This window comes from Bacteroides fluxus YIT 12057 (genome assembly GCF_000195635.1).
Classification (GTDB): Bacteria; Bacteroidota; Bacteroidia; order Bacteroidales; family Bacteroidaceae; genus Bacteroides; species Bacteroides fluxus.
This window is the reverse complement of the sequence record NZ_GL882613.1, coordinates 24,911-47,865: the sequence shown is the minus strand read 5'-3', so window position 1 is coordinate 47,865 and position 22,955 is coordinate 24,911. Positions and strand designations below refer to the sequence as shown.

The window sequence follows — 22,955 nt, the reverse complement described above, 5'->3', positions numbered from 1 at the left end:
TATAAATTCGCTTATGTTTAATTCAATGAATAAATTGCTGTTACTGACAATTTGTCTCTTCACTTCCGTTCTGGTGTCTGCCGGTCCAAAGCCGAAGAAACAGGAAACTTGGATAGACGCTTCCGTAAAAGCGAAATCCGAGTTAAGGACTCAACTGCAAAAAGCAGGTATGCCTGTTGTTTCCCGCTGGGTAAAGGCTCAGGAAAAAGCGGAACCGTTTGTCGCGGACTTAAAGGGGTGTGACAAGCTTGTATTGATCACATCCGGAGGTCCCGACGGTTCTAGCTATGATCATGCGGTATGGGCCAACGCGCGTTTGATCGCTGCTGACGGCTCTTCCGTTTGGCTGGATCAAATTCCTTTTGAATATGGCATAGCCGGATGGGATAAACCGCGGATGAATATCAACGTATCTGGAAAACCGATTCAGATAGGTGGCAAGACTTACGAACATGGGGTGTTTTGTCATGCCGACGGAATGCTGGTGTATCCTGTCAATGGTAAGTATGTGCGTTTTGAGGCCGAAGTAGGTATTGAGGCCGGCTCCAAGCGAGGCAGTACGTACTTTAAGGCATTAAATGTATTTCCGAGAAATGTCATCGACCAATTGAGCGTAAAGTATCCGGAGCAGATAGGGATGTTAGGTATTCAGGCCGGAAGCCTGGATACATGGCTGACCACTACTGACGCTTCCGTTGAGAAGCAAACGGTAGAGAAGTTGATCAATAAGTTGAAAGACAAAGCTTACTATGAGAAGCTTGCCGGACAGATTGCGGCCGAGAAAGATGTGGATACTCAAATACGTAAGTATCTGGAGCTTTTTGAAAAGGTACAGGATACATATGACCTGCAGTCTGAATTGGAGTGGTTGAATATCGAGGCTGTCAAATTGGCCTTTGCCGATATGAAAAAGCAGCCGGAATATGCTGTGGCTAAATATGAACCGTTATACAATGAACTGCTGGCTCTTTGTAAAGAAGGTTTCAACGGTATATATAGAAATGATGTACAGGCGTGCGAGAATGCCCGTAAGGCTTTAAAGAACAAGCATGCGATTCTTCTCGGCAACCCATTGCTGGATGGAGACAAGATTGTTGCTACCCGTTTTAAATTGGGAACATCGGCACGCAGGGCAATGGCACCGAGCCTGGGCACACAATCCAACAACTGGAGCAATCAGGAGTCGGCACGCCGTAGCGGTTTCGATGCCGAAATTGTCGAATTGTCCAATTTACGTGGTGATATGCGGATGCGCCAGGTTTATAAACCGAAAAACAGTTCTTCGATAGCCGACCTTAAAATGCACTGGGACGGCGACCGCGTGATGTTTACCGCCACTATGCCGGACAATCGCTGGAATATACATGAAGTGAAGCTGGATGGAACAGGATTCAAGGCGTTGGTTGATAATGAAGAACCGGATCTGGAGTTCTATGACGGCACCTATTTGCCCGACGGACGATTGATAGCCACGTCTAATATAGGTTATCAGGGGGTGCCATGCGTAAATGGTTCCGATCCTGTTGGGAATATGGTGTTGTATGATCCTCAGACCAAAGATATGCGGCGCATCACGTTCGATCAGGACGCCAATTGGAATCCGGTGGTAATGAACAACGGACGTGTCATGTACACCCGTTGGGAATATACGGACCTCATGCACTATTATTCCCGTTTCGTGATGCACATGAATCCCGACGGCACCGAGCAAAAGGCTCTGTACGGCAGCGGGTCTGCCTTCCCGAACAGTACATTTGATATCCAGCCGCTTCCCGGTCATGCGTCGGCTTTCGTCGGCATTATTTCCGGCCATCACGGCGTGGCTCGTTCCGGACGTCTTATTGTGTTCGATCCTACCAAGGCACGTAAAGGTGCCGCCGGCATGTTGCAGGAAATTCCTTATCGCAACCGCCCCATTGTAGAGACTATCAAGGATCAGTTGGTGGACGATGTATGGCCCCAGTTCATTAAACCGACTCCGCTGAGTGACAAGTATTATCTGGTGGCTGCCAAATTGCATCCGCAAGATTTGTGGGGTATTTATCTGGTGGATATATTCGATAACGTCACTTGTTTGATGAAACAGGAAGGTGAAGGATTTATCAGCCCGATTATTGTGCGTAAAACGGTGACTCCTCCGGCTATTCCGGACCGTGTGAAGTTAAATGAAAAAGAAGCCACTGTGTTTATTCAGGATATTTATGAAGGCGAAGGATTGCGCGATGTCCCTCGCGGAACCGTAAAAGAAGTTCGTTTGCATTCGTATGAATATGCTTATCTGAAAACAGTTTCCGACCACAACTGGCATGGCATTCAGAGTGGATGGGATATCAAGCGTTATCTGGGAACGGTTCCGGTAGAGGAAGATGGTTCTGTTATTTTCAAGATTCCTGCCAATACTCCTATTTCAATCCAACCGATAGATAAAGACGGAGCCGCCATTCAGCTGATGCGTAGTTGGCTGACCGGACAACCGGGAGAAATCGTTTCTTGCGTAGGGTGTCATGAGGATCAAAACCAGATTCCTGTCCCTAAACGGACAATCGCTTCCAAACGTGCCCCGCATGTGATTAAGGCTCCTGAAGGGGGAGTTCGTTCATTTACTTTCGACTTGGAAGTACAACCGATTCTTGACCGTGCATGTATTGCTTGCCATGATGGGAATAAGGCATTCGACTTGCGTGGAGGAAAGAAAGATGAGCGTGGATATGGTACCTCTTATTTAAAGCTGCACCCGTATGTTCATCGTCAGGGAGCGGAAGCGGATATGGCAGTACTGCAACCTTATGAGTATTATGCCAATACCAGTGAACTGATCCGTATCCTTAAAAAAGGACATGCCAACGTAAAACTGACAGATGCGGAGTGGCGTAAGTTGTATCAATGGATTGACTACAATGCACCGGACAAGGGCTATTTCAACGCAAATAAGATCACGAATTTCCCATACAAGGGATATGACCAGATTGAACGCCGTACGGAGCTTACGAACAAGTATGCCAACGGTATGGGGGTAAACTGGAAAAAGGAGATTGCGGACTATGCGGATTACTTGAAAGGCCAAGGGGAAGTCACTCCGGTCATGCCCGAAGCTCCTGCACCTGTAAAGGCGAAGGATATAAAGGTTAAAAACTGGCCTTTTGACGCCAATGCGATCAAGGCGATGCTGGCGGATGAGAAGGAAACGCGTAAGGTGGTACCGATAGCTCCCGGCATCAATATTACTTTTGTCCGTATCCCTGCCGGAGAATTTGCGATGGGAAGCTGGAACGGAGCGGCTGACCATCGTCCGGTTACCAAGGTCAAGATTGATAAGGCGTTCTGGATGGGTGAGGTGGAAATTACCAATGAACAGTATAATGTCATCTTCCCGAAGCATGATAGCCGTTACGTGGATCAACTATGGAAAGACCATGTTCACTTTGGTTACCCGGCCAATAAACCGGAACAACCGGTAATCCGTGTCAGCTATCAGGAAGCGATGGATTTTTGCAGGCAACTGAGTGAAAAGACCAATCTGAACATTACATTGCCGACTGAAGCGCAGTGGGAATGGGCTTGCCGTGCCGGAAGCAATTCGGATTTTTGGTATGGTAACATGAATTCTGATTTTGGCAAGCAGGAGAATTTGGCGGACGAGAGCTGCAACAAGATGGCGGTAAGCGGCGTTGACCCGCAACCGATGGCGAAAAACTCGTATTGGTACAAATACTATACCTATTTGCCTAAAGAAGAAAGCGTGAATGACGGAGCGATGAACCAGGTTGATTCTAAGAACTATCAAGCCAACCCGTTTGGTCTATACAGCATGCATGGAAACATCGCAGAGTGGACTCGTTCGGATTATGTGCCTTATCCGTATAAAGAAAAGGTGAAAACCCCTTCAGAGTTTAAGGTAGTCCGTGGTGGCTCGTATATTGAACGGCCCAAGTTCTCTACTTCTTATTCGCGTAAAGCTTATTATCCGCATCAACGTGTGTTTAACGTTGGATTCCGCGTGATTATTGAGGATTAACCGACAGGAAGACAATAAAGAGTGTGTCAAAAGCCCGGTAATGCATTGGGCTTTTGACTCTCTCTTCTTAAATTACTCATAGAAATCTTCGTTAATAAAAAATCAATGAAAGTAAGTCTCAATAAAATATGCTCTTCTTCCGTAACAACCATTCTATTGTTGTTCATTTATGCTTGTGCGTTGGCCATCGCTACTTTTATTGAAAAATACCATGGCACGGCAGCAGCCAAAGCAATCATTTATCACTCTCCTTTATTCTTCTTTTTACAATTTTCATTGATTGTCAATTTCATTGCAATCGTCATTAAGCGACAGTATTTCAGAAGTCGTAAATGGGCATTGCTCATTACTCATTTTGCTTTTATCATCATCTTGTCGGGTGCCCTTATTTCTTTTTTATTTGGAGAAGAAGGCATCTTGCATCTGCGCGAAGGAGAAACAAGTAATCGAATTGCTGTTCAGACTTCGGAAAACAGTACAGGTATCCACACACTGCCATTTTCTGTGGAACTCAAGAAATTTACGTTGAGCCGTTACCCCGGCTCTTCCAGCCCATCTTCGTATGAAAGCGAGCTGATTATACGTGTAGATGGGGAGGAACGTCACGAACGGGTCTTTATGAATAATGTGCTGGACATAAAAGGCTATCGTTTTTTTCAGGCATCCTATGATAAGGATGAACAGGGTACGGTTTTGTCTGTCAGCCGTGATGTGGCGGGGCGAAGCGTTACTTATGCGGGTTATTTGCTGTTGCTGATCGGATTGATAGCCTGTTTTGTTACCAAGAATTCCCGTTTTATGTATCTGAATCGATTATTAAAAAAGATACACGCTGCTCCGGTATGGCTTGCTATGTTCTTCATGCAGCTGTCCGGTGCTGTAAACGGGCAAACCAACACGGATCCGTCGGTCATGATGGACATTGTCCAGAACCACCGGATATCTCCTGCACATGCCGAGCGTTTCGGTTCTTTGCCTATGCAGTCCAACAGGGGCCGTATCATGCCCGTCAATACATTCTCTTCTGAGATATTGCGAAAACTGCATAAGGAAAATACAATCGGCCAACTTAATTCCGATCAATTTCTCATCAGTCTTTTGGCGATGCCCGAAGTGTGGATACATATTCCTTTTATAGCCATCTCCAATCCTGAACTATCCGCTTATTACCATCTGCCGGAAAAGCTGTGTTCCTATGCCCAGGTTTTTGATCAGAACGAATCCTATAAGTTGCAGGATAAACTGGAAGCGGCGTACAATAAAATGCCGGCCCATCGTACGCGGTTCGACAAAGACTTGATGAAACTCGATGAACAGGTTAACATTCTTCATCAGCTTGTCAATAAACAGATGATCAACCTTTTTCCCGAAGAAAATGCCCCCGACCATAGATGGTATGCTCCCGGAGATGATTTGTCGGATTTTGCGGGAAAAGATTCCATGTTCGTAGCCCGTATTCTCGATTGGTATCTGGAAGAAGTGCAGGGGGCTTTGAAAAGCAATGATTGGACGAAAGCCGACGAAGTGGTAGATATGATAAATACCTACCAGCAAGCCAAAAGCACTTTGCATCATATCACTCCTGAAAAAATAAAGACTGAAGTGAGGTATAACAAGATGGATGTATTCCGCTATTGCAAGATGGGATATTTAATCCTGGGAGGCTTGTTGCTCATTCTGTCTTTTATCAGGTTGTTTCAGCAAAAACGGTGGATCAAAGGAAGCGTCTGGGCATTGTGCATGCTGGTCCTTCTTGTTTTCTTTTATCATACCTATGGAATGGGGATGCGTTGGTACATAGCAGGCTATGCCCCCTGGAGCAATTCATATGAAACCATGGTCTATGTAGGTTGGGCTACGGTACTGGCCGGCTTCTTGTTTGTCCGGCGCAGTGTTTTGACCCTTGCCTTGGCTACTTTGTTTGGAGGAGTCATTTTGTTTGTCTCCGGACTCAACTGGATGGATCCTGAAATTAACCCATTGGTTCCGGTGCTGAAGTCGCCGTGGCTGATGTTTCATGTTGCGGTGATTGTGGCTGCCTACGGCTTTTTTGGTATCAGTTGCCTGATAGGGTTGACGAATATGGCATTGATTGTTTTCTTTCCCAAACGGCATGCCGTATTGTTTTTCCTCAGAATAAGGGAATTGACCATTGTCAATGAAATGTCATTGCTTGTAGGATTGGCGCTGATGACTATCGGAACCTTTCTTGGTGCGGTATGGGCTAACGAGTCGTGGGGACGTTATTGGGGATGGGATCCCAAAGAAACCTGGGCTTTGATAACCATGATTGTTTATGGTATTGTGACCCATCTTCACTTGATGAAACGTGGCTATTCAATTTGGCTGTTCAACGTTGCGTCTGTCATCGCATTCTCGTCAGTGCTCATGACTTTTTTCGGTGTAAACTACTTCTTGAGCGGAATGCACTCTTATGGACAGAATGACAATGTGAGCCAGATTCTTGTCTATTTGTATGTTGCGTTGGCGGTAGTCGTCATGTTGTCGTTTGTCTCGTATAGATATTGGAGAAAGAATCAAATGGAAGAAGCGAAGTTATAACGCTTAATCATTATAAATTTTAAAACAAATAAACCATGAGAACATTTAATCATTTCGGTGTAGTTACCGATGAAAAAAAAGAAGGGGCTTTTTTCAACGAAGGGCTCAAGGTCTGGTTGACAGACTTCAACAGTAGCCCGAATAAAATTGAATTTCTGAAATTTGAAGAAGGAAGTTGCATGCCTGAACTGGTTCAAAAACAAGGGCACATCGCTTATACAGTGCCTTCATTGGAGGAAGAACTGGTTGGCAAGAAAGTGATTTTTGGTCCTGCTGTTTGTGACGAGCACTTGACGATTGCTTTCATTGAAGAAGAGGGGATCTCTATCGAATTAATGGAAATTAAATAATAAATCAATTAAAATGTAAGGAGGAAAACGTTATGTCGGACATTAAAATAAAATTCATCAATGAACCTGACCGGATTACCCCGGAATTATTGGAAGGTTATGTATTGGCTTATCCCGACCAAGTAAAACTTGGCGGCGAAAATATCGTAGTACGTGCCAACCCGAAAGATGAAAGTAAGGTGGCTGTTGTTACTTTGGGCGGGTCCGGCCATGAACCTGCATTAAGCGGTTTTGTAGGCGAAGGTATGCTGGATTGTTCTGTTGTAGGAGACATCTTTGCCGCTCCGGGTGCTCAACGCTTGTTTCAGGCTTTGCAATTGATGAAGCGTGAGGCCGGTATTTTGTTGATTGTGTTGAATCATTCGGGTGACGTAATGAGCGCAAATATGGCTTGCCAGTTGGCCGAACGTATGGGAATCAAGGTGAAACAGATTTTGACGCATGATGATATCAGCGCAGGCATAGGAGCCGATGCCGGAGACCGCCGCGGCTTGGCTGGTTGTGTTCCTTTGGCTAAAATTCTGGGAGCGGCTGCCGAAGAAGGTAAGTCCTTGGAGGAACTCATCGAAATAGGCGAGCGGTATAACAATCAGGTAGCTACTTTGGCGGTGGCCATGCGTTCGTGTACACACCCTCAGAATGGTGGAGTTATCACTGACTTGCCTGCCGGTGTCATGGAAATCGGGATGGGGCAGCACGGTGAAGGCGGAGGCGGTCAAAAGCCGCTGGTGTCGGCTGATGACACGGCTGCCGAAATGGTTGATCTTCTCTGTCAGCAGATTCAACCGAAAGCGGGCGACAAGATGATGCTTGTCATCAATGGCGTGGGAGCCACTACTTACATGGAGCAGAGCATCATTTTCCGTAAGGCGTATAAAGAGTTGGAGGCACGCGGACTGCAAGTCGTATTCGGCCGCATACAGGAGATACTTACTGTTCAGGAACAGGCAGGTTTCCAAATGATAGTGGCGATTCTTGATGAAGACCATATCGACTATCTGAAAAACAAACGTGCAGATGCACCTTATTGGACAACTATAGGTAAATAATAATAGAAATGACACAACTTACTGTTGAAGACTTCAAAACGATGCTCAGTGTCGCTTTGAAAAACATAAAGGAACGTGAAGATGAATTTTCGCGTCTGGATGCCGTCATTGGCGACGGAGATCATGGACAAGCTATCGTGACGGCTATGACGGCCATTGTCAACACTGCTCAGAAAGGGACTGAGTTCAAAGCAATGTTGAATGATATCGTATTCACGGTGATGCTTGAAGTCAGTGGCTCTACCAGCACATTGCTCGGGGCTCTCTTTCTTGGGATGAGCGATTGTGCAAGTGGTACGGAACTTGATGCGGCCGGTGTGAAAACGATGTTTGCGGGCGGGCTTGCCAATGTGCGGCGGCAAACAAAAGCCCAAAAGGGAGATAAAACCATGATGGATGCCTTGATTCCTGCTGTCGATGCTATTCAGTCCTGCCCTTCCGATGACATCAGGGAAATCATGAACGCCGGTGCTGAAGCGGCAATAGCCGGTGCGGAATCGACTCTTGAAATGAAAGCCAACTTCGGGCGGGCACGCAATTACGGTGAACGCTCGATCGGGCATATTGACAGTGGTGCGGCTTCCTGGAGTTGTATGTTTGCGTCATTTGCAGAAGCATTGAATTGAAAAAACAAATTAAATAAAAAGAAATGGCAGATTTAGATGATTTAAGAGAAGGTGCGAACTTCGGTTTGGGTATTGCATCTCAACAACAAAATTTTCATGTGAAAGGTGCTGAAAATGCGGCATGGGGTATGAAAGACCGTTTATCCCGTATTTTTAACCCTAAAACGGGTAAGTCGGTAATGCTGGCTTGTGATCATGGCTTTATTATGGGACCTACTTCTGGGTTGGAGCGTATCGATCTGACGATTGTTCCTTTGTTGGATTATGCGGACTGTCTGATGTGTACGCGTGGTATCCTGCAGTCGGTGATTCCTCCCCATACCAAGATTCCGGTTTGTTTGCGTTCGGATGCAGGTACTTCTATACTTACTGATTTGAATGATAATGTAATTATGGATATTGAAGACGCTATTCGGATGAATGTTTCTGCGATGGCTGTTATGTTGTCGATTGGTGATGCTGCTCACGAAGCGAAAACCGTAGCCAACCTTTATGGGCTTGTAGATAAGGCGAGTCGTTACAACATCCCGGTGATGGGTGTGACGGCCGTAGGAAAAGACATGGCTCGCGACGCCCGTTACTTTGGACTGGCATCGCGTATCTGTGCGGAAAACGGCGCCAGCATCGTGAAAACATATTACTGCGAAGGTTTTAGCAAGATTGCGGCGGCTTGCCCTGTTCCGGTAGTTATTGCCGGTGGAAAGAAACTTCCTGAAAAAGAAGCTTTGGAATTGTGCTACAATGCTATCAATGATGGTGCGGCCGGTGTGGATATGGGACGTAATGTGTTCCAAAGTGATTCGCCCGCTGCCATGATTCAAGCTGTGCATGCGGTGGTACATGATGGATTGACTCCGGAACAAGGATTTGAAATGTTCCAGGATTTATCTAAGAAATAGTAGGGGCTAGCTTTTGTTTAATACATTCCGGGGACTGGATTGGAGAATATGTTTTCTTGATTGGGTTCCCGGAGTTTGTAAATGGGTCGGAATTCAGTTTATATCATACGACCCTATCAATAGAGAGAATTATGAAGGTATTATATATTATTATAAGTATTGCCCTGCTGGGGATGTCCACAGCCTTCGGACAGAAGAAAACGGAGAAACTGTTATTGGGAGGCTCGGGATGGAATAAGATTGTTATCATAGATAAAGCGACCGGGAAGATTGAATGGGAACATCCTTTGGAAAAAGGATGGGAGTGTAATTCTGTCGCTGCCACTCCGGACGGGAATATTTTGTTCTCTTATGCCAGAGGTGCCAAGGTAGTCAATCGGGAACACAAGGAACTTTGGAACATTGCTGCTCCGGCAGGTTGCGAAATGCAGACAGCCCGTATTTTGCCTGGTGGCAATTGTTTGCTGGCTTGGGCTGGGCATCCGGCTGTTGTAATGGAAGTCAGTTCGGATGGAAAGATTTTATCCCGCACGGAGTATGACACGGGTGTAAAACGGCCGCATTCTCAGTTCCGGCAAGTAAATAAGAATACACGCGGCAATTATCTTGTTCCTATTATTTCCACTTCTGAAGTACATGAAATATCTCCCGAAGGTAAATTGGTGAAGATTACCAAAGTGGAAGGTAACCCGTTCACGGTTTTGTCTTCTAAAGGAAAGAACTATTGGGTGGCTTGCGGTGATGCTCATATTCTGTTGGAAGCAAATTTAGAGAATGGAAAAGTGATTCGTCGCTACGCGGAGCATGATATTGAAGGAACCAATCTTTATTTTGTCGCAGGTTTGTTCCCCTCTGCAAAAGGAGGAATTTATGTGTGTAACTGGCAAGGACACAGCCGTAACGCAAAAGAAACGAACAGTCCTCAACTTTTCGAAATTGATAAGAAAGGCAAGATGGTTTGGAGCTTGAATGACCATGAGGCATTTGGCATGATTTCTGCCGTAAGTACTATAAGATAGGCTGTATGTCATTCATCCGGAGAGTATTGTTGGCAATAAAAAGGGCGACTAACTGTCGCCCTTTTTATTGCCAACAATATTTTTATTGCTATCTGCCATTTTTTATTTAGGCAAATTGAAAGCAACTGTCATTTCTTTCATCTGCTCCTTGGTCATGCCATCCGGTTCGAAACCCATATTCTTGGCGGCGATATAAATCAGTGCGGATTTATTCAATACGTCAATTTGGTCGAATGCTTGCATTGCATCACAGTCAATGGCAAAAACTCCATGTTTTTCCCACATCACAACGTCATACTCCTGAAGTTGCTCCAAGGTTCCTTTTGCCAGTTCCAATGAGCTGGGTAGTTGGTAAGGAATGATGCCTAAACCCTTTGGACAGAATGCTTTTGTTTCAGGAATCATACTCCACAATAAATTGGTGATAACATCTTTTTCAAGGAATTTCTTACAATGGCTCATCGCGATCAATTCGATAGGATGTGTATGTACAGAAGCTTTATAAGGAGAGCCTTTTCCGATTAAGTCATTATGTACCATTAAGTGGGAGGGAAGTTCGGAGGTAGGAGCAACCGGCTGGTCTGCTATTATTACATAGCTTGCGCAGTCATCCAAAATACGAATTACGGAGCCATGTTCCATTGGCCAACGAGCTAAATCACGCATACGCTTATTGGTTCCCTTGCAGTAGAAATAACAACCTTTTAAGTGTGGTAATACCGCACCAATTGATATGACTTCACTTATCGGCTCCATTTGGCGGATTTCGTCGTCTATAAACTCTGTGATGTTAACGGTGATATTGCCACCATTACGCTCTGCCCATCCTTTTTGCCAAAGATATCCGGCAACTTCTGCAGCTTTATACACTTCAGTGGTAAGAGCCGGACGATTTTCTAAAATAGATTTCATTTTATCAATATTATATTTGTTTGCAAAAATAATATAAATAGAATAAGCTTGATGTAAAAAATAAATTTATTTTTTCTGAATAATATTATGGGGGATTATGAAAAGAATCTGCTTTTATATATAGTATAGTGAATTTACAGGATTCTTCCCGAAAATGCCTTAAGGAAAAATGACAATATCCCCAGTGGGGAAGTATGTTGGCTTATTGCCACTATTGCCTTAATAACCGTCCTTTGACAGTGTAAATAACCAATAAACATTTATTAATTATGGCAGTAGTAGCTTATTTGAGAGTAAGTACAGAAAAGCAATTTCTGGAAAATCAGCAGGAGGAAATTATACGCTTTGCTGAGAAAAACGGTCTGAACATCGACCGGTGGTATATGGAAACAGTCAGCGGGAAAGTGAGTACGAAAGAACGGAAATTATCGGGGCTCTTGGAGAAGATGAAACCGGGGGATTCGTTGATTGTAACGGAAATTTCACGGCTCAGCCGTACTTTACTGGAGATTATGACCATTCTTAATTCCTGTATCAAGAAGAAGGTAGTATTGTATAGCACCAAGGAAGGTTATGTGTTTCAGAATGACATCAACAGCAAGGTGCTTGGCTTTGCTTTCGGCTTGATGGCCGAGATTGAGCGTAACTTGATTTCCATGCGTACCAAAGAGGCACTGGCGCGTCGGAAACAAGAGGGGAAACATTTGGGGCGTAGAAAGGGGGATATGCCTAAAATGAAGTTGCTCCGGGAAAATAAGAGACAACTTTTGAAAGCACACCGGAAAGGCGCCTCTTGCGCTTCACTTGCCCGTGAGATGGGGGTATCCCGGACTACAATGTTCCGGTTCCTGAACAGGAGTTAAGCTTTAGGTACGGATTACAAGCCGTAGTCCGTACCTAAAAGAATTTAGAAGGTGCATTTGACCGTCTTTTCCATTGTTGCCATTTACTCTTTTCCTGTTTCAATGTGCTCTTTTCCCCGCTTATGCAGGTTTTTCAGTTCAAACGACAGCATGATGCGGAAAAATCCGATAATCAAAAAGGCGAATGAAATCATATAGACCGCATAGATAGCTCCTACAGCAGGTTGCCACAAAATAATCAGCGAACAAATAACGGCAATGATGCCGAATGCGATGTACCAGCCCCAATCTTTTGTTCCATATCTTTTTAAGTCCATGGAATAGCCGATGGATGAAAATCCGCGGAACATCAGCCAGAATGCAATGATGAACGGAATGACTTCCATGCTTAGTGCAGGATAGGCCACCAGGTAGAATCCTAAGATCATGTCGATGATGCCACCTGCCAGATACCAGCCCCAGCTGGACACGGTTTTGCGGTTACTTACAGCGAAGGCTATTTCCAATAAACCACTGAACAGCATGGAGATGCTGAAGAGAATACTTAAAATTGCATATCCGCTGAATGGAGAAAACATCAGGCTCAAGGCCACTACGATGTATAAGATACCGAGAATCAGCGAGAGCCACCAATTCTTTACTTCCTGTTTTAATTCGTCAAGAATAGTTTTCATGTGAATTTTAGTTTTAAATGATTATTATAAATTCGTTTGTGAGGTAACAATCCATTGATGGAAAAAGTTTTGTTGAACTTTTCCTGCGTCTGGTTTGTTGTATAAACATATAATTGATAAAACTATGGCTACAACAAATTTTAAAGGTCAGCCGGTTAAAGTAATCGGCGAATTTATAAAGGTGGGTTCAGTCGCCCCTAATTTTGATCTGGTGAAAACAGATTTGTCTTCGTTCTCTTTGAAAGAACTGAATGGTAAGAATGTGATACTTAATATCTTTCCAAGTCTGGATACCGGTGTGTGCGCCACTTCCGTACGCAAGTTCAACAAGCTTGCCGCAGGTTTGCCCGATACGGTAGTGCTGGCAATCTCCAAAGACTTGCCTTTTGCGCATGCGCGTTTCTGTACTACCGAAGGTATTGAGCATGTAATTCCATTGTCTGATTTCCGTTTTTCTGATTTTGACGAGAACTATGGCGTGCTTATGGCAGACGGTCCGCTTGCGGGCCTGTTGGCCCGTTCGGTGGTAGTTATCGGTAAGGATGGAAAAATCGCCTATACGGAACTTGTTCCTGAAATTACCCAAGAGCCGGATTATGATAAAGCTATTGCGGCTATAAAGAAGTAATTTGGATAAGCATTAATGAAAAACGGTGGACAAGAGATTCTCTTGTCCACCGTTTTTCATTGTACCGGAAGCCTGATGCTTCTTTATTTTTTCTTCATTCCTTTGTAAACGAGGAAGCCTACTACCAACACGGCTGCGGCTATGATGACATAACCTATTTCATGGCTGTATTTGGTTGCCGTTACATAAACATCGTTCGTGGTCTTAATCTCCGTAAACCGGTATATCATGTAGCCGAGTACGGCAAGAATAGAGTTCCAGATTCCGGCGCCGAGTGTGGTATAGAGCAGGAACGGTCCCAGTTTCATACCCGCTAGTCCGGCAGGGATGCTGATAAGCTGGCGTACGGCGGGAATCAGGCGTCCGAAGAACGTGGAGGCGGCACCGTGTTTTCTGAAATATTCTTCGGCGTGGTGTACTTTCTCCTCGTCAATAAGACACATGTGGCCGAAACGGCTGTTGGCAAATTTATATACGACAGGGCGTCCCAACCAACGTGCCAGATAATAATTGACCAATGCCCCTAAATCGGCACCGACAGTGGCAAAGACGACCACAAGGAAAATATTCATGCTTTCGTCAGCCATGGATTTCCATGCGGCAGGCGGGACGATGACTTCGGACGGGAAAGGGATAAACGAACTTTCAATAGCCATGAATAGGGTGACTATCCAATAGTTCAAGTTCTCTAATACCCATTTGATGAGTTCGGCAGATGATTCCATTTTTTTATTGTTTCTTCAAATGTTATTTTAATGATTCAAAAATGCTCTTCATTACTTTGGCCAAGTCCCCTTGGTCTTCTTCTTCCAGCATCTGCTGTATTTTCTCCAGTTCTTCCAGATTAAACGGTTGCTCGCAGAGCTGGTTGTACTTTATAAAATTTTCCTTGTCTTTAAGCAGCATGTACAAAGAGGTGAGTTTCTCGTTGATTCCGTCAAAATCCGGTTCCATCTCTTTGACGCGTTCAAAGGCAAGTTTGGCATAACTGAGCTGGCCTATCTCCATACTGCATAAGCCTATCTCGTGCCAGGTGTCTGCATCCGGAGCACACTCTAAAGCCTGAGCCCATTGCTTGACTCCTTTCTCGTACTCTCCTTCTTCCATGTAGATGCGCCCTTCAACCAGATGGGGATCCACTTCATCCGGGTTCAGCATGTAGGCTTTCTTACAGTATTGGTGCGCCTTACGTTTTTTACCCATCTTGTGCAGACAAAGCGCGGCGTTGGCGTAGAGGGAAGGCAATGTCAGCGTGTCATCCTCTTCTTTGGAAGCTATGGCTTCTTCCAGATATCTCAGCCCTTCTTCCCATTCTCCCTTGGAGACCTTGTTCAGTCCAATGAAAGTATGTATGAAACCGGGGGAAACGGCATCAAGGTCCTCGGCTTGCTGGTAAGCCTCCAAAGCAGCTTCTTCATTGCCCAGTTGGAAGAAAGAATGTCCTTTCATGATATATGCATCGGCGAATTCATCATCGGCTACGATAGCGTAATCGCATGCCTCAATGGCTTTGTCGAACATTTGCTGGTCAAAATAGCAGCGTGCCAGCCCGAACCAATAAGAAGCCGAATAAGGATTCTTGTCTATCAGCTTGTTATAGAAATAGGCGGCTTTTTCATGCAACCCTTGGGCGTGGTAGCAATCACCGGTGACGGCAAGGAATGCCTCTTCTTCGGCATATTGTTCCAGTCCGCGTGACAACCAGCCTAATGCCTTATCCGGATGTCCCATGTCGATGTACATGTATGCCACTTCAACGATGTTTGCCAGGTCTTCCTTATCCTCTATAGTGTCAAGCAGTTGCTCCGCATCATCTATTTTGCCTTCTGTCAGCAGAAGATTTGCCTTCAGTATTTTCACTTCCGAAGAATCTTCATGTATCTGGTTGGCTATTTCCCATGCTTTCTTCTTTTTTTGAGTATCCATGCATAGATAGGCCTGCTGTACCAATAAGCCGGTATCGTCGGGATGAAGTTTTAATCCATATTCTGCCACTTCTGTAGCTAAGTCATATTTGCTATGGACTGCATACCAATCTGCCAGATCTGCCAAATCGTCTGCATCTAAGTAGATTGGTTTGTTTTCAGCTTGTGCAGCCTCGTATTGTTTTGCAATCTCATGCAACTCTTTGTCTCTTCCAGATAGGAAGCTCTTTTTACTCATGCTATATGTTATTTGTAGAACCGGTCGTTGAAGGAATGATGGTTCATTCCTTCAACGGCCGATTACTTTATTTATTGATTTTGCCCCAGTTATCTTTCAGGCCTACCGTACGGTTGAATACCATTTTTTCCGGTGTGGAGTCACGATCTACATTAAAGTAGCCGATACGTTGGAATTGCAGATAGGTAAGGGGTTGCATACCGGCCGCATACTTCTCTATGTAGCAGCAAGGTAATATATGGAGAGAGTCAGGGTTGATAATCTCCTTCATGGCAGTCAGTGCGTCACAGTTCTTTTCTTCGCGGATAGCGGCAAGTTCGTCACGGGGATTTTCCACTTTCCACAGACGGTCATAGAGACGCACTTCGGCTTCAATGCAGTGATTGCAGCTTACCCAATGAAGCGTACCTTTTACCTTGCGGTTGGCTTCGGGCATGCCACTCTTCGTGTCAGGATCGTATTCGCAATACACTTCTACGATTTCACCTGCCTCATTTTTCTTGCAGCCGGTACATTTTACGATGTACGCATTCTTCAAACGCACTTCTTGTCCCGGAGTCATGCGGAAATATTTTTTCGGAGCATCTTCCATGAAGTCTTCGCGTTCCATCCATAACTCACGGCTAAATTCTATGATGTGGCTGCCTTCTTCCGGCTTTTCCGGATTGTTGATGGCTTCCAGTTCTTCCACTTGTCCTTCCGGATAGTTGGTGATTACCAGTTTCACCGGGTTCAGCACGGCAGATATACGGGTAGCGCGGCTGTTCAAGTCTTCGCGTACGGCACTTTCCAGCAATGCGAATTCGTTCAAGGCATCGTAAGTGGTATAGCCAATCTTGTCGATGAATTTATGGATAGATTCCGGTGAGTAACCACGGCGGCGGAAACCGCAGAGGGTCGGCATGCGGGGATCATCCCAACCGTTGACAAGTCCTTCTTTGACCAATGTCAGCAGGTTGCGCTTGCTCATCAGCGTGTAGCTGAGGTTCAGCTTGTTGAATTCGTACTGGCGGGGGCGGTTGTCGTTCAGGTCCTTGCCTTCCTTCAGCCAGTCGATGAAAAGATCGTACAGCGGACGGTGGACCACAAATTCCAGCGTACACAGAGAGTGGGTCACACCTTCGAAGAAGTCACTTTCCCCGTGGGCGAAATCGTACATCGGATATGCTTTCCAGGTAGTGCCCGTACGGTGGTGCGGATGTTTGACCACCCGGTAGATGATCGGGTCACGAAAGTGCATGTTGGGGTTTGCCATATCTATTTTGGCACGGAGCACCATGGCACCTTCTTCTATTTCACCGCTGTTCATCTTCTGGAACAGTTCAAGGTTCTCCTCGATGGGGCGGTTGCGGTAAGGGCTTTCCACACCCGGCTGGGTAGGGGTACCCTTTTGGGCGGCAATCTGTTCGGATGACTGCTCGTCAATGTAAGCCTTGCCCTCTTTGATGAGGCGGATGGCGAAGTCCCAGAGCTGTTGGAAATAGTCGGAAGCGTAGTACTCATTGCCCCACTGGTAGCCCAGCCACTGGATATCTTCCTTGATGGCCTCTACATATTCCACATCCTCTTTGGTGGGGTTTGTATCGTCGAAACGCAGGTTGCAGACACCGCCATGTGCGGCGGCAATGCCGAAATCAAGGCAGATGGCCTTGGCGTGTCCGATGTGAAGGTAACCGTTCGGTTCGGGCGGGAAGCGTGTCTGTACTTTTCCACCGTTTTTACCTTCTTTCAAATCGTTTTCTACTATTTGTTCTATGAAGTTCAAGCTCTTCTTTTCACTTGTTTCTTCGCTTTTCATTTCTGCCATAATGCTGTCTATTTTCGTATCGTGTGGCAAAGATAGGGTAAAAAAATGAAGAATGAAGAATGAAGAATGAAGAATTTACTGCGCTGTGGGGTTGGGGGAGCCATTCTTCATTTCTCATATTCCCTTCTTCTCCCTTTATTCCTCATTTACCGGAATATATCCGCTCTTTTTAATGATTTCCTGGCCGGCGGGAGACAGGATGAATTGGATCAGGGGCTCCACGTGCCCGGCATTTTTCTTGTTGTAATAATAAAATAACGGACGTACGATGGGATACGATTTATTGATGGCATTTTCCAGGGTGGGAGTGGCGAAGTGTTTGCCGTCGTATGATATGGAGAGGGTCTTGATGCGGGGAGATATGTATGCGAGTCCTACGTAGCCGATGGCGCCGCGCGTTTGGCTTACAGACTGTATGATGGCTCCCGTGGCGGGCATGGAGAGACTGCTACTCATATAATTCTTGTTTTTCAATGCACTTTCCTTAAAGAACTCGTAGGTACCCGAAGAAGTCTCCCGGGAATAGACCACGATTTTCCGGTCATCGCCACCCACTTCCTTCCAGTTAGTGATTTTACCCCGGAAGATACCTTCCAACTGCTGGCGGGTCAGTTGTTTCACCGGGTTGGAGGGATGGATTACCACGGCAAGGGCATCGTAGGCAATGGGAATTTCTGCCAGGTCTTCTCCGGCAGCCTTTGCTTTCATCTTCTCGCTGAACTTGATACTCCGTGAGGCCATGGCGATGTCTGTTGTCTCATCCAGCAGTGCGGAGATGCCTACGCCTGTACCTCCGCCGGTGACGGTGACGCGGGCATTGGGATTCAAAGCCATGAAACGTTCTGCGGTTTGCTGTGCGATAGGGAGTACGGTGTCGCTCCCTTTAATACGTTGCGCCTGCATGCCGGTTGCGGCAAATGCCAGGGCGAGAGATAAGAGAATGGTTCTTGCTTTCATATATAAATCTTGTTATGCACGTTGCAAATTAAGGCAATGAATATTACAATTCCGTTACATGCGGCGGTCTCCTGTCTATTGTAACAGGTTTGTAATATGTTTGAAACATTTCTTTCAAACGTTAGTCACATTCCCTTAACATCCGGCCTGTTTCTTTGCATCAGGAAAATCAATAGGTAATATGAAGAAGATTTTTGAGAAGATAGTGGAGGGTATATTGGCTTGTAGCGGTTTTGTGACAAGCCTTACCATTGTACTTATCGTCTTGTTTCTTTTCTCCGAAGCATTGGGGCTGTTCAGCAGCAAGGTGATTGAAGAAGGGTATGTGCTGGCATTGAATAAGGACAATAGGGTAAGCGAGCTCACTCCGGCTCAGATAAAGAATGTTTTCGATGAAGAGGTGACAAATTGGAAGGAAGTCGGTGGGGAGAACCTTCCTATCCGGCTTTTCCGTTTGGAGGACATTACCCGGTATTATACCGAAGAAGAGTTGGGAGCTGCTTATGAGAATGCGGGGATTTGCATTACAAAACTGGTGGAGCAGACTCCGGGTATCATTGCCTTTGTTCCCGCGCAGTTTATAGTCCGTCCGGATTCCGTGCATCTTCTGAAGGACCATACCATTTCGGCCAAGGACGTCTTTGCCGGTGCGGAATGGTTTCCTACAGCGACTCCGGCACCCCAATTCGGCTTTTTGCCATTGATAACCGGTACGCTATGGGTCAGCTTGTTTGCTATACTCATTGCTTTGCCGTTCGGATTGGCGGTGGCCATATATATGTCCGAAGTGGCCAACCCCAAGATACGCAATCTGATGAAACCGGTCATTGAGTTGCTGAGTGGTATCCCTTCTGTAGTATATGGCTTTTTCGGACTGATAGTTATAGTTCCCTTTATACAGAAAGCATTCGACCTGCCTGTAGGCGAAAGCGGATTGGCGGGAAGCATCGTACTGGCCATAATGGCATTGCCTACCATTATTACCGTTACGGAGGATGCCATGCGGAATTGTCCCAGGGCCATGCGTGAAGCGAGTCTGGCGCTTGGCGCTTCGCAGTGGCAGACCATCTATAAGGTCGTGATTCCCTATTCTATATCGGGCATTACGTCGGGGGTGGTGTTGGGCATAGGCCGGGCGGTAGGAGAGACCATGGCGGTTTTGATGGTTACGGGCAATGCCGCCGTCATTCCCCATACCATTCTGGAACCGTTGCGCACCATTCCGGCCACTATTGCCGCCGAGTTGGGTGAAGCTCCGGCAGGTGGACCGCATTATGAGGCTCTATTCCTTTTGGGTGTAGTTTTGTTCTTCATCAGTTTATTGATAAACTTTACAGTGGAAGCTGTATCAGCAAGACAAAAATGAATATGATAAATCGGAAACATCTTTCTCAAAACATAGCATTCGGCCTGTTTCGTCTGTTCAGCCTGAGTGTAGTGGGCATACTCTTTGCCATTCTTGGTTTTATTGTATATAAAGGTATAGGGGTCATCAGTTGGGAGTTCTTGACTACCGCCCCGTCCGACGGCATGACGGCCGGAGGTATTCTCCCTGCCATTGTGGGAACGTTTTGTCTGATGACAGGCAGTGCGCTGTTTGCTTTCCCGGTGGGAGTGATGAGTGGAATCTACATGAACGAATATGCACCGAAAGGTTGGGTTGTGCGCCTTATCCGTATGATGACCAATAATCTTAGCGGTATCCCCTCCATTGTATTCGGTTTGTTCGGTATGGCGCTGTTTGTCAATTATATGGATTTTGGAGACAGTATTCTGGCAGGTTCGCTCACTTTGGGACTGCTTAGTCTGCCGTTGGTTATCCGTACGACGGAGGAAGCGCTGAAGGCTATTCCCGACAGTTTGCGTGAAGGCAGTCGTGCTTTGGGGGCGACCAAGTTGCAAACCATCTGGCATGTCATTCTCCCTATGGGGATGCCCAATATCATCACCGGGTTGATTCTGGCCTTAGGACGTGTGTCCGGCGAGACGGCACCTATCCTGTTTACCTGTGCCGCCTACTTCCTTCCGCAGCTACCCTCCGGCATCCTGGACCAATGTATGGCATTACCCTATCATTTGTATGTCATCTCTACCAGCGGTACGGATATGGAGGCACAGCTCCCTATAGCCTACGGCACTGCACTGGTATTGATACTGATTATCCTTTTGGTGAATCTGCTGGCAAATGCCTTGAGGAAATATTTTGAGAAGAAAATAAAAACGAATTGAGAAGTTTTGATTATACCGTAAATGAAAATGATAGAGACACGTGACGTAAACTTTTGGTATGGCAGTTTCCATGCCTTGAAGGGTATCAGTATGAATATTGAAGAAAAGTCGGTTGTAGCTTTTATCGGTCCTTCGGGATGCGGGAAATCTACCTTTCTGCGTTTGCTGAACCGCATGAACGACTTGATACCTGATACCCGCCTTACCGGTGAAATTCGTATTGGCGGGCAGGATATTTATGGAAAAGGAGTCCAGGTGGATGAGCTTCGTAAAAATGTAGGTATGGTATTCCAGCGTCCCAATCCTTTTCCGAAGAGCATTTTTGAGAACGTGGCTTACGGGCTCCGGGTAAACGGTGTGACCGACAATGCCTTTATCCGTCAACGGGTGGAAGAGGCTTTGAAAGGAGCCGCCTTATGGGATGAGGTGAAAGACAAACTTAAAGTTTCGGCCTATGCGCTTTCGGGAGGGCAGCAACAGCGTTTATGCATAGCCCGCGCCATGGCAGTGTCGCCTTCCGTTTTGCTGATGGATGAACCTGCTTCCGCCCTTGACCCTATCTCTACAGCCAAAGTAGAGGAACTGATACATGAGTTGAAAAAGCAATATACCATTGTTATCGTGACCCACAACATGCAGCAGGCAGCACGTGTCAGTGACAGCACCGCCTTCTTCTATATGGGGCAAATGGTGGAGTTTGGCGATACTAAAAAGATATTTACCAATCCGGAAAAAACGGACACGCAGAATTACATAACCGGTCGTTTTGGATAATGGTGAAAAACAAGTATATTTGGAAATTAAATAAACAGGAATATTATGGTAAAGTTTATCGAATCGGAACTCGTCTTGCTGAAAAAGGAAATAGACGAAATGTGGACCTTAGTCTATAACCAGCTTGACCGTGCGGGAGAAGCCGTACTTACCTTGGACCGTGAACTGGCGCAGCAGGTGTTGGTGCGCGAGCGCCGTGTCAATGCTTTTGAACTGAAAATAGACAGTGATGTGGAGGATATCATAGCCCTTTACAATCCTGTTGCCATCGACTTGCGCTTCGTTCTTGCCATGCTCAAGATCAATACGAATCTGGAACGTTTGGGTGACTTTGCTGAAGGCATCGCACGTTTTGCCATTCATTGTACGGAACCGGCTTTTGATGCCGAATTGATAAAGAAGCTTCGTCTGGAGGAAATGATTGCAGAGGTGCTTTCCATGCTTGAGTTGGCCAAGACTGCCCTTAAGGAGGAGAGTCAAGAACAGGCGACAACTGTATTTGCCAAGGATAATCTGCTGGATGAAATCAACGCTAATGCTACTTCCATCCTTGCGGATTACATGAACCGTCATCCGGAAAGCGCGCTTTCCTGTTTGAATTTGGTAAGTGTCTTCCGTAAACTGGAACGTTCGGGAGACCATATTACGAATATTGCGGAGGAAATTGTTTTCTTCATTGATGCCAAAGTTCTCAAACACAGCGGCCGGACAGACGAGCATTATTTAAATGATAAGAAATAAGTGGATTTTTAGGATAATTTTAGTGTTTCATGGAAAATAGCTCTATATTTGTCCACTGAAAACGATTGCAGATGTAGAAAAATGCTTTGAAATGATAATAAAATCAAAAGTTTTTTCGAAAAGATGTTATATGACATGTTTTTTAATTTGGTTGGTATCACGAAAAGCGGCTATATTTGCAGCGTTATCCTGAAAACAATCTTTTTACCTTAAAAAAAAACTAATACCTATTGAAAACTGAAAAAGGAGGCTTTGTGAAAAGCTTCCTTTTTTTTATACCCTATTGAACTGGTTTATGCGGATAAAAAAAAGTCCCCACCCGCTTACTGCTATCTTCACAGGCAACATGTAAGCAGGATGAGGAACACAAACAAAACAAACAATAGTTTTCAGTTCTTTAAATTGATATCGAACGTATAATTGCTGTTGCGATAGAGGGAATAGTTCCAGCGTATTCAGATAAGAGATGAGATGTGACTACTATAGGGATACATGCAGCCATACGTCCCATCAGAATGTTCAGGCTTGGGCCATTTGGGATATTTCCTTCGTAATAACCGAACATATACATTTTGTCGGTGTATAGTCCTGTACCGTTTTTATCATGTGCATTTTCCTCATTTTTGAATGATTTACGGTGGCGAAATCAATGTATAGGGGGTGTTTTCACTTTCTGGAAATAGGGAG

General features: G+C 45.5%; 19 protein-coding genes. 13 read left to right on the top strand and 6 right to left on the bottom strand.

Features of this window, described 5'->3' with window-relative positions; genetic code table 11:
• The first annotated feature begins 25 nt into the window (after positions 1–25).
• From HMPREF9446_RS03040 to HMPREF9446_RS03010, 7 genes are all read left to right on the top strand, one after another.
• Positions 26–4,015, top strand: a complete 3,990-nt coding sequence (locus HMPREF9446_RS03040; protein WP_039968368.1) for an SUMF1/EgtB/PvdO family nonheme iron enzyme — start codon at positions 26–28, stop codon at positions 4,013–4,015.
• Between the two features lie 105 nt (positions 4,016–4,120).
• Positions 4,121–6,577 (top strand): cytochrome c biogenesis protein CcsA, encoded by a 2,457-nt coding sequence (locus HMPREF9446_RS03035; RefSeq protein WP_009123934.1) that lies wholly within the window; start codon positions 4,121–4,123, stop codon positions 6,575–6,577.
• Between the two features lie 35 nt (positions 6,578–6,612).
• On the top strand, positions 6,613–6,927 hold the full coding sequence (locus HMPREF9446_RS03030) for a hypothetical protein (RefSeq protein ID WP_009123933.1): 315 nt from the start codon (positions 6,613–6,615) through the stop codon (positions 6,925–6,927).
• Positions 6,928–6,959: 32 nt separating this feature from the next.
• Complete coding sequence (locus HMPREF9446_RS03025; protein ID WP_009123932.1) at positions 6,960–7,976, top strand: dihydroxyacetone kinase subunit DhaK; 1,017 nt, start codon at positions 6,960–6,962, stop codon at positions 7,974–7,976.
• Between the two features lie 8 nt (positions 7,977–7,984).
• The gene (locus HMPREF9446_RS03020; protein WP_009123931.1) at positions 7,985–8,602 is read left to right on the top strand and encodes a DAK2 domain-containing protein; all 618 of its coding nucleotides are present in this window, start codon (positions 7,985–7,987) and stop codon (positions 8,600–8,602) included.
• Between the two features lie 23 nt (positions 8,603–8,625).
• Positions 8,626–9,501 (top strand): 3-hydroxy-5-phosphonooxypentane-2,4-dione thiolase, encoded by an 876-nt coding sequence (gene lsrF, locus HMPREF9446_RS03015; RefSeq protein WP_009123930.1) that lies wholly within the window; start codon positions 8,626–8,628, stop codon positions 9,499–9,501.
• A 131-nt stretch (positions 9,502–9,632) separates the two neighbouring features.
• The gene (locus HMPREF9446_RS03010; RefSeq protein ID WP_009123929.1) at positions 9,633–10,520 is read left to right on the top strand and encodes a beta-propeller domain-containing protein; all 888 of its coding nucleotides are present in this window, start codon (positions 9,633–9,635) and stop codon (positions 10,518–10,520) included.
• A 102-nt stretch (positions 10,521–10,622) separates the two neighbouring features.
• Here the strand turns inward: HMPREF9446_RS03010 and rhaD are convergent, their stop codons facing one another.
• Positions 10,623–11,432 (bottom strand): rhamnulose-1-phosphate aldolase, encoded by an 810-nt coding sequence (rhaD, locus tag HMPREF9446_RS03005; RefSeq protein WP_009123928.1) that lies wholly within the window; start codon positions 11,430–11,432, stop codon positions 10,623–10,625.
• Between the two features lie 269 nt (positions 11,433–11,701).
• On the opposite strand from rhaD, the gene HMPREF9446_RS03000 reads away from it, so the two are divergent.
• Positions 11,702–12,295, top strand: a complete 594-nt coding sequence (locus HMPREF9446_RS03000; RefSeq protein ID WP_009123927.1) for a master DNA invertase Mpi family serine-type recombinase — start codon at positions 11,702–11,704, stop codon at positions 12,293–12,295.
• A gap of 83 nt (positions 12,296–12,378) precedes the next feature.
• Here HMPREF9446_RS03000 and HMPREF9446_RS02995 read toward each other — a convergent pair whose 3' ends face one another.
• Positions 12,379–12,969: an HdeD family acid-resistance protein gene (locus HMPREF9446_RS02995; RefSeq protein WP_009123926.1), complete on the bottom strand. Its 591-nt coding sequence runs from the start codon at positions 12,967–12,969 to the stop codon at positions 12,379–12,381.
• Positions 12,970–13,093: 124 nt separating this feature from the next.
• Here HMPREF9446_RS02995 and tpx point away from each other — a divergent pair, with 124 nt between their 5' ends.
• Positions 13,094–13,597 (top strand): thiol peroxidase, encoded by a 504-nt coding sequence (gene tpx / locus HMPREF9446_RS02990; RefSeq protein ID WP_009123925.1) that lies wholly within the window; start codon positions 13,094–13,096, stop codon positions 13,595–13,597.
• Between the two features lie 83 nt (positions 13,598–13,680).
• On the opposite strand, the gene HMPREF9446_RS02985 is transcribed toward tpx, so the two are convergent.
• From HMPREF9446_RS02985 to HMPREF9446_RS02970, 4 genes are all read right to left on the bottom strand, one after another.
• Positions 13,681–14,322: a DedA family protein gene (locus HMPREF9446_RS02985; RefSeq protein ID WP_009123924.1), complete on the bottom strand. Its 642-nt coding sequence runs from the start codon at positions 14,320–14,322 to the stop codon at positions 13,681–13,683.
• 22 nt (positions 14,323–14,344) lie between these two features.
• A complete protein-coding gene (locus tag HMPREF9446_RS02980) occupies positions 14,345–15,760 on the bottom strand; it encodes a tetratricopeptide repeat protein (RefSeq protein ID WP_009123923.1) in 1,416 nt (471 codons plus the stop codon).
• Positions 15,761–15,827: 67 nt separating this feature from the next.
• A complete protein-coding gene (locus tag HMPREF9446_RS02975) occupies positions 15,828–17,567 on the bottom strand; it encodes a glutamine--tRNA ligase/YqeY domain fusion protein (protein ID WP_009123922.1) in 1,740 nt (579 codons plus the stop codon).
• A gap of 135 nt (positions 17,568–17,702) precedes the next feature.
• Complete coding sequence (locus tag HMPREF9446_RS02970) at positions 17,703–18,524, bottom strand: PstS family phosphate ABC transporter substrate-binding protein (RefSeq protein WP_009123921.1); 822 nt, start codon at positions 18,522–18,524, stop codon at positions 17,703–17,705.
• A 181-nt stretch (positions 18,525–18,705) separates the two neighbouring features.
• Here HMPREF9446_RS02970 and pstC point away from each other — a divergent pair, with 181 nt between their 5' ends.
• Genes pstC through phoU form a run of 4 tightly spaced genes read left to right on the top strand, consistent with a single transcriptional unit; the run spans position 18,706 to position 22,268 of the window.
• Complete coding sequence (gene pstC, locus HMPREF9446_RS02965) at positions 18,706–19,890, top strand: phosphate ABC transporter permease subunit PstC (protein ID WP_009123920.1); 1,185 nt, start codon at positions 18,706–18,708, stop codon at positions 19,888–19,890.
• Between the two features lie 2 nt (positions 19,891–19,892).
• Entirely contained in the window at positions 19,893–20,753 is an 861-nt protein-coding gene (pstA, locus tag HMPREF9446_RS02960) for a phosphate ABC transporter permease PstA (RefSeq protein WP_039968367.1), read from the top strand.
• A 21-nt stretch (positions 20,754–20,774) separates the two neighbouring features.
• Positions 20,775–21,527, top strand: coding sequence for a phosphate ABC transporter ATP-binding protein PstB (gene pstB, locus HMPREF9446_RS02955; RefSeq protein ID WP_009123918.1), 753 nt, complete (start codon positions 20,775–20,777; stop codon positions 21,525–21,527).
• A 45-nt stretch (positions 21,528–21,572) separates the two neighbouring features.
• Positions 21,573–22,268, top strand: a complete 696-nt coding sequence (gene phoU, locus HMPREF9446_RS02950) for a phosphate signaling complex protein PhoU (RefSeq protein WP_009123917.1) — start codon at positions 21,573–21,575, stop codon at positions 22,266–22,268.
• Positions 22,269–22,955: the final 687 nt, after the last annotated feature.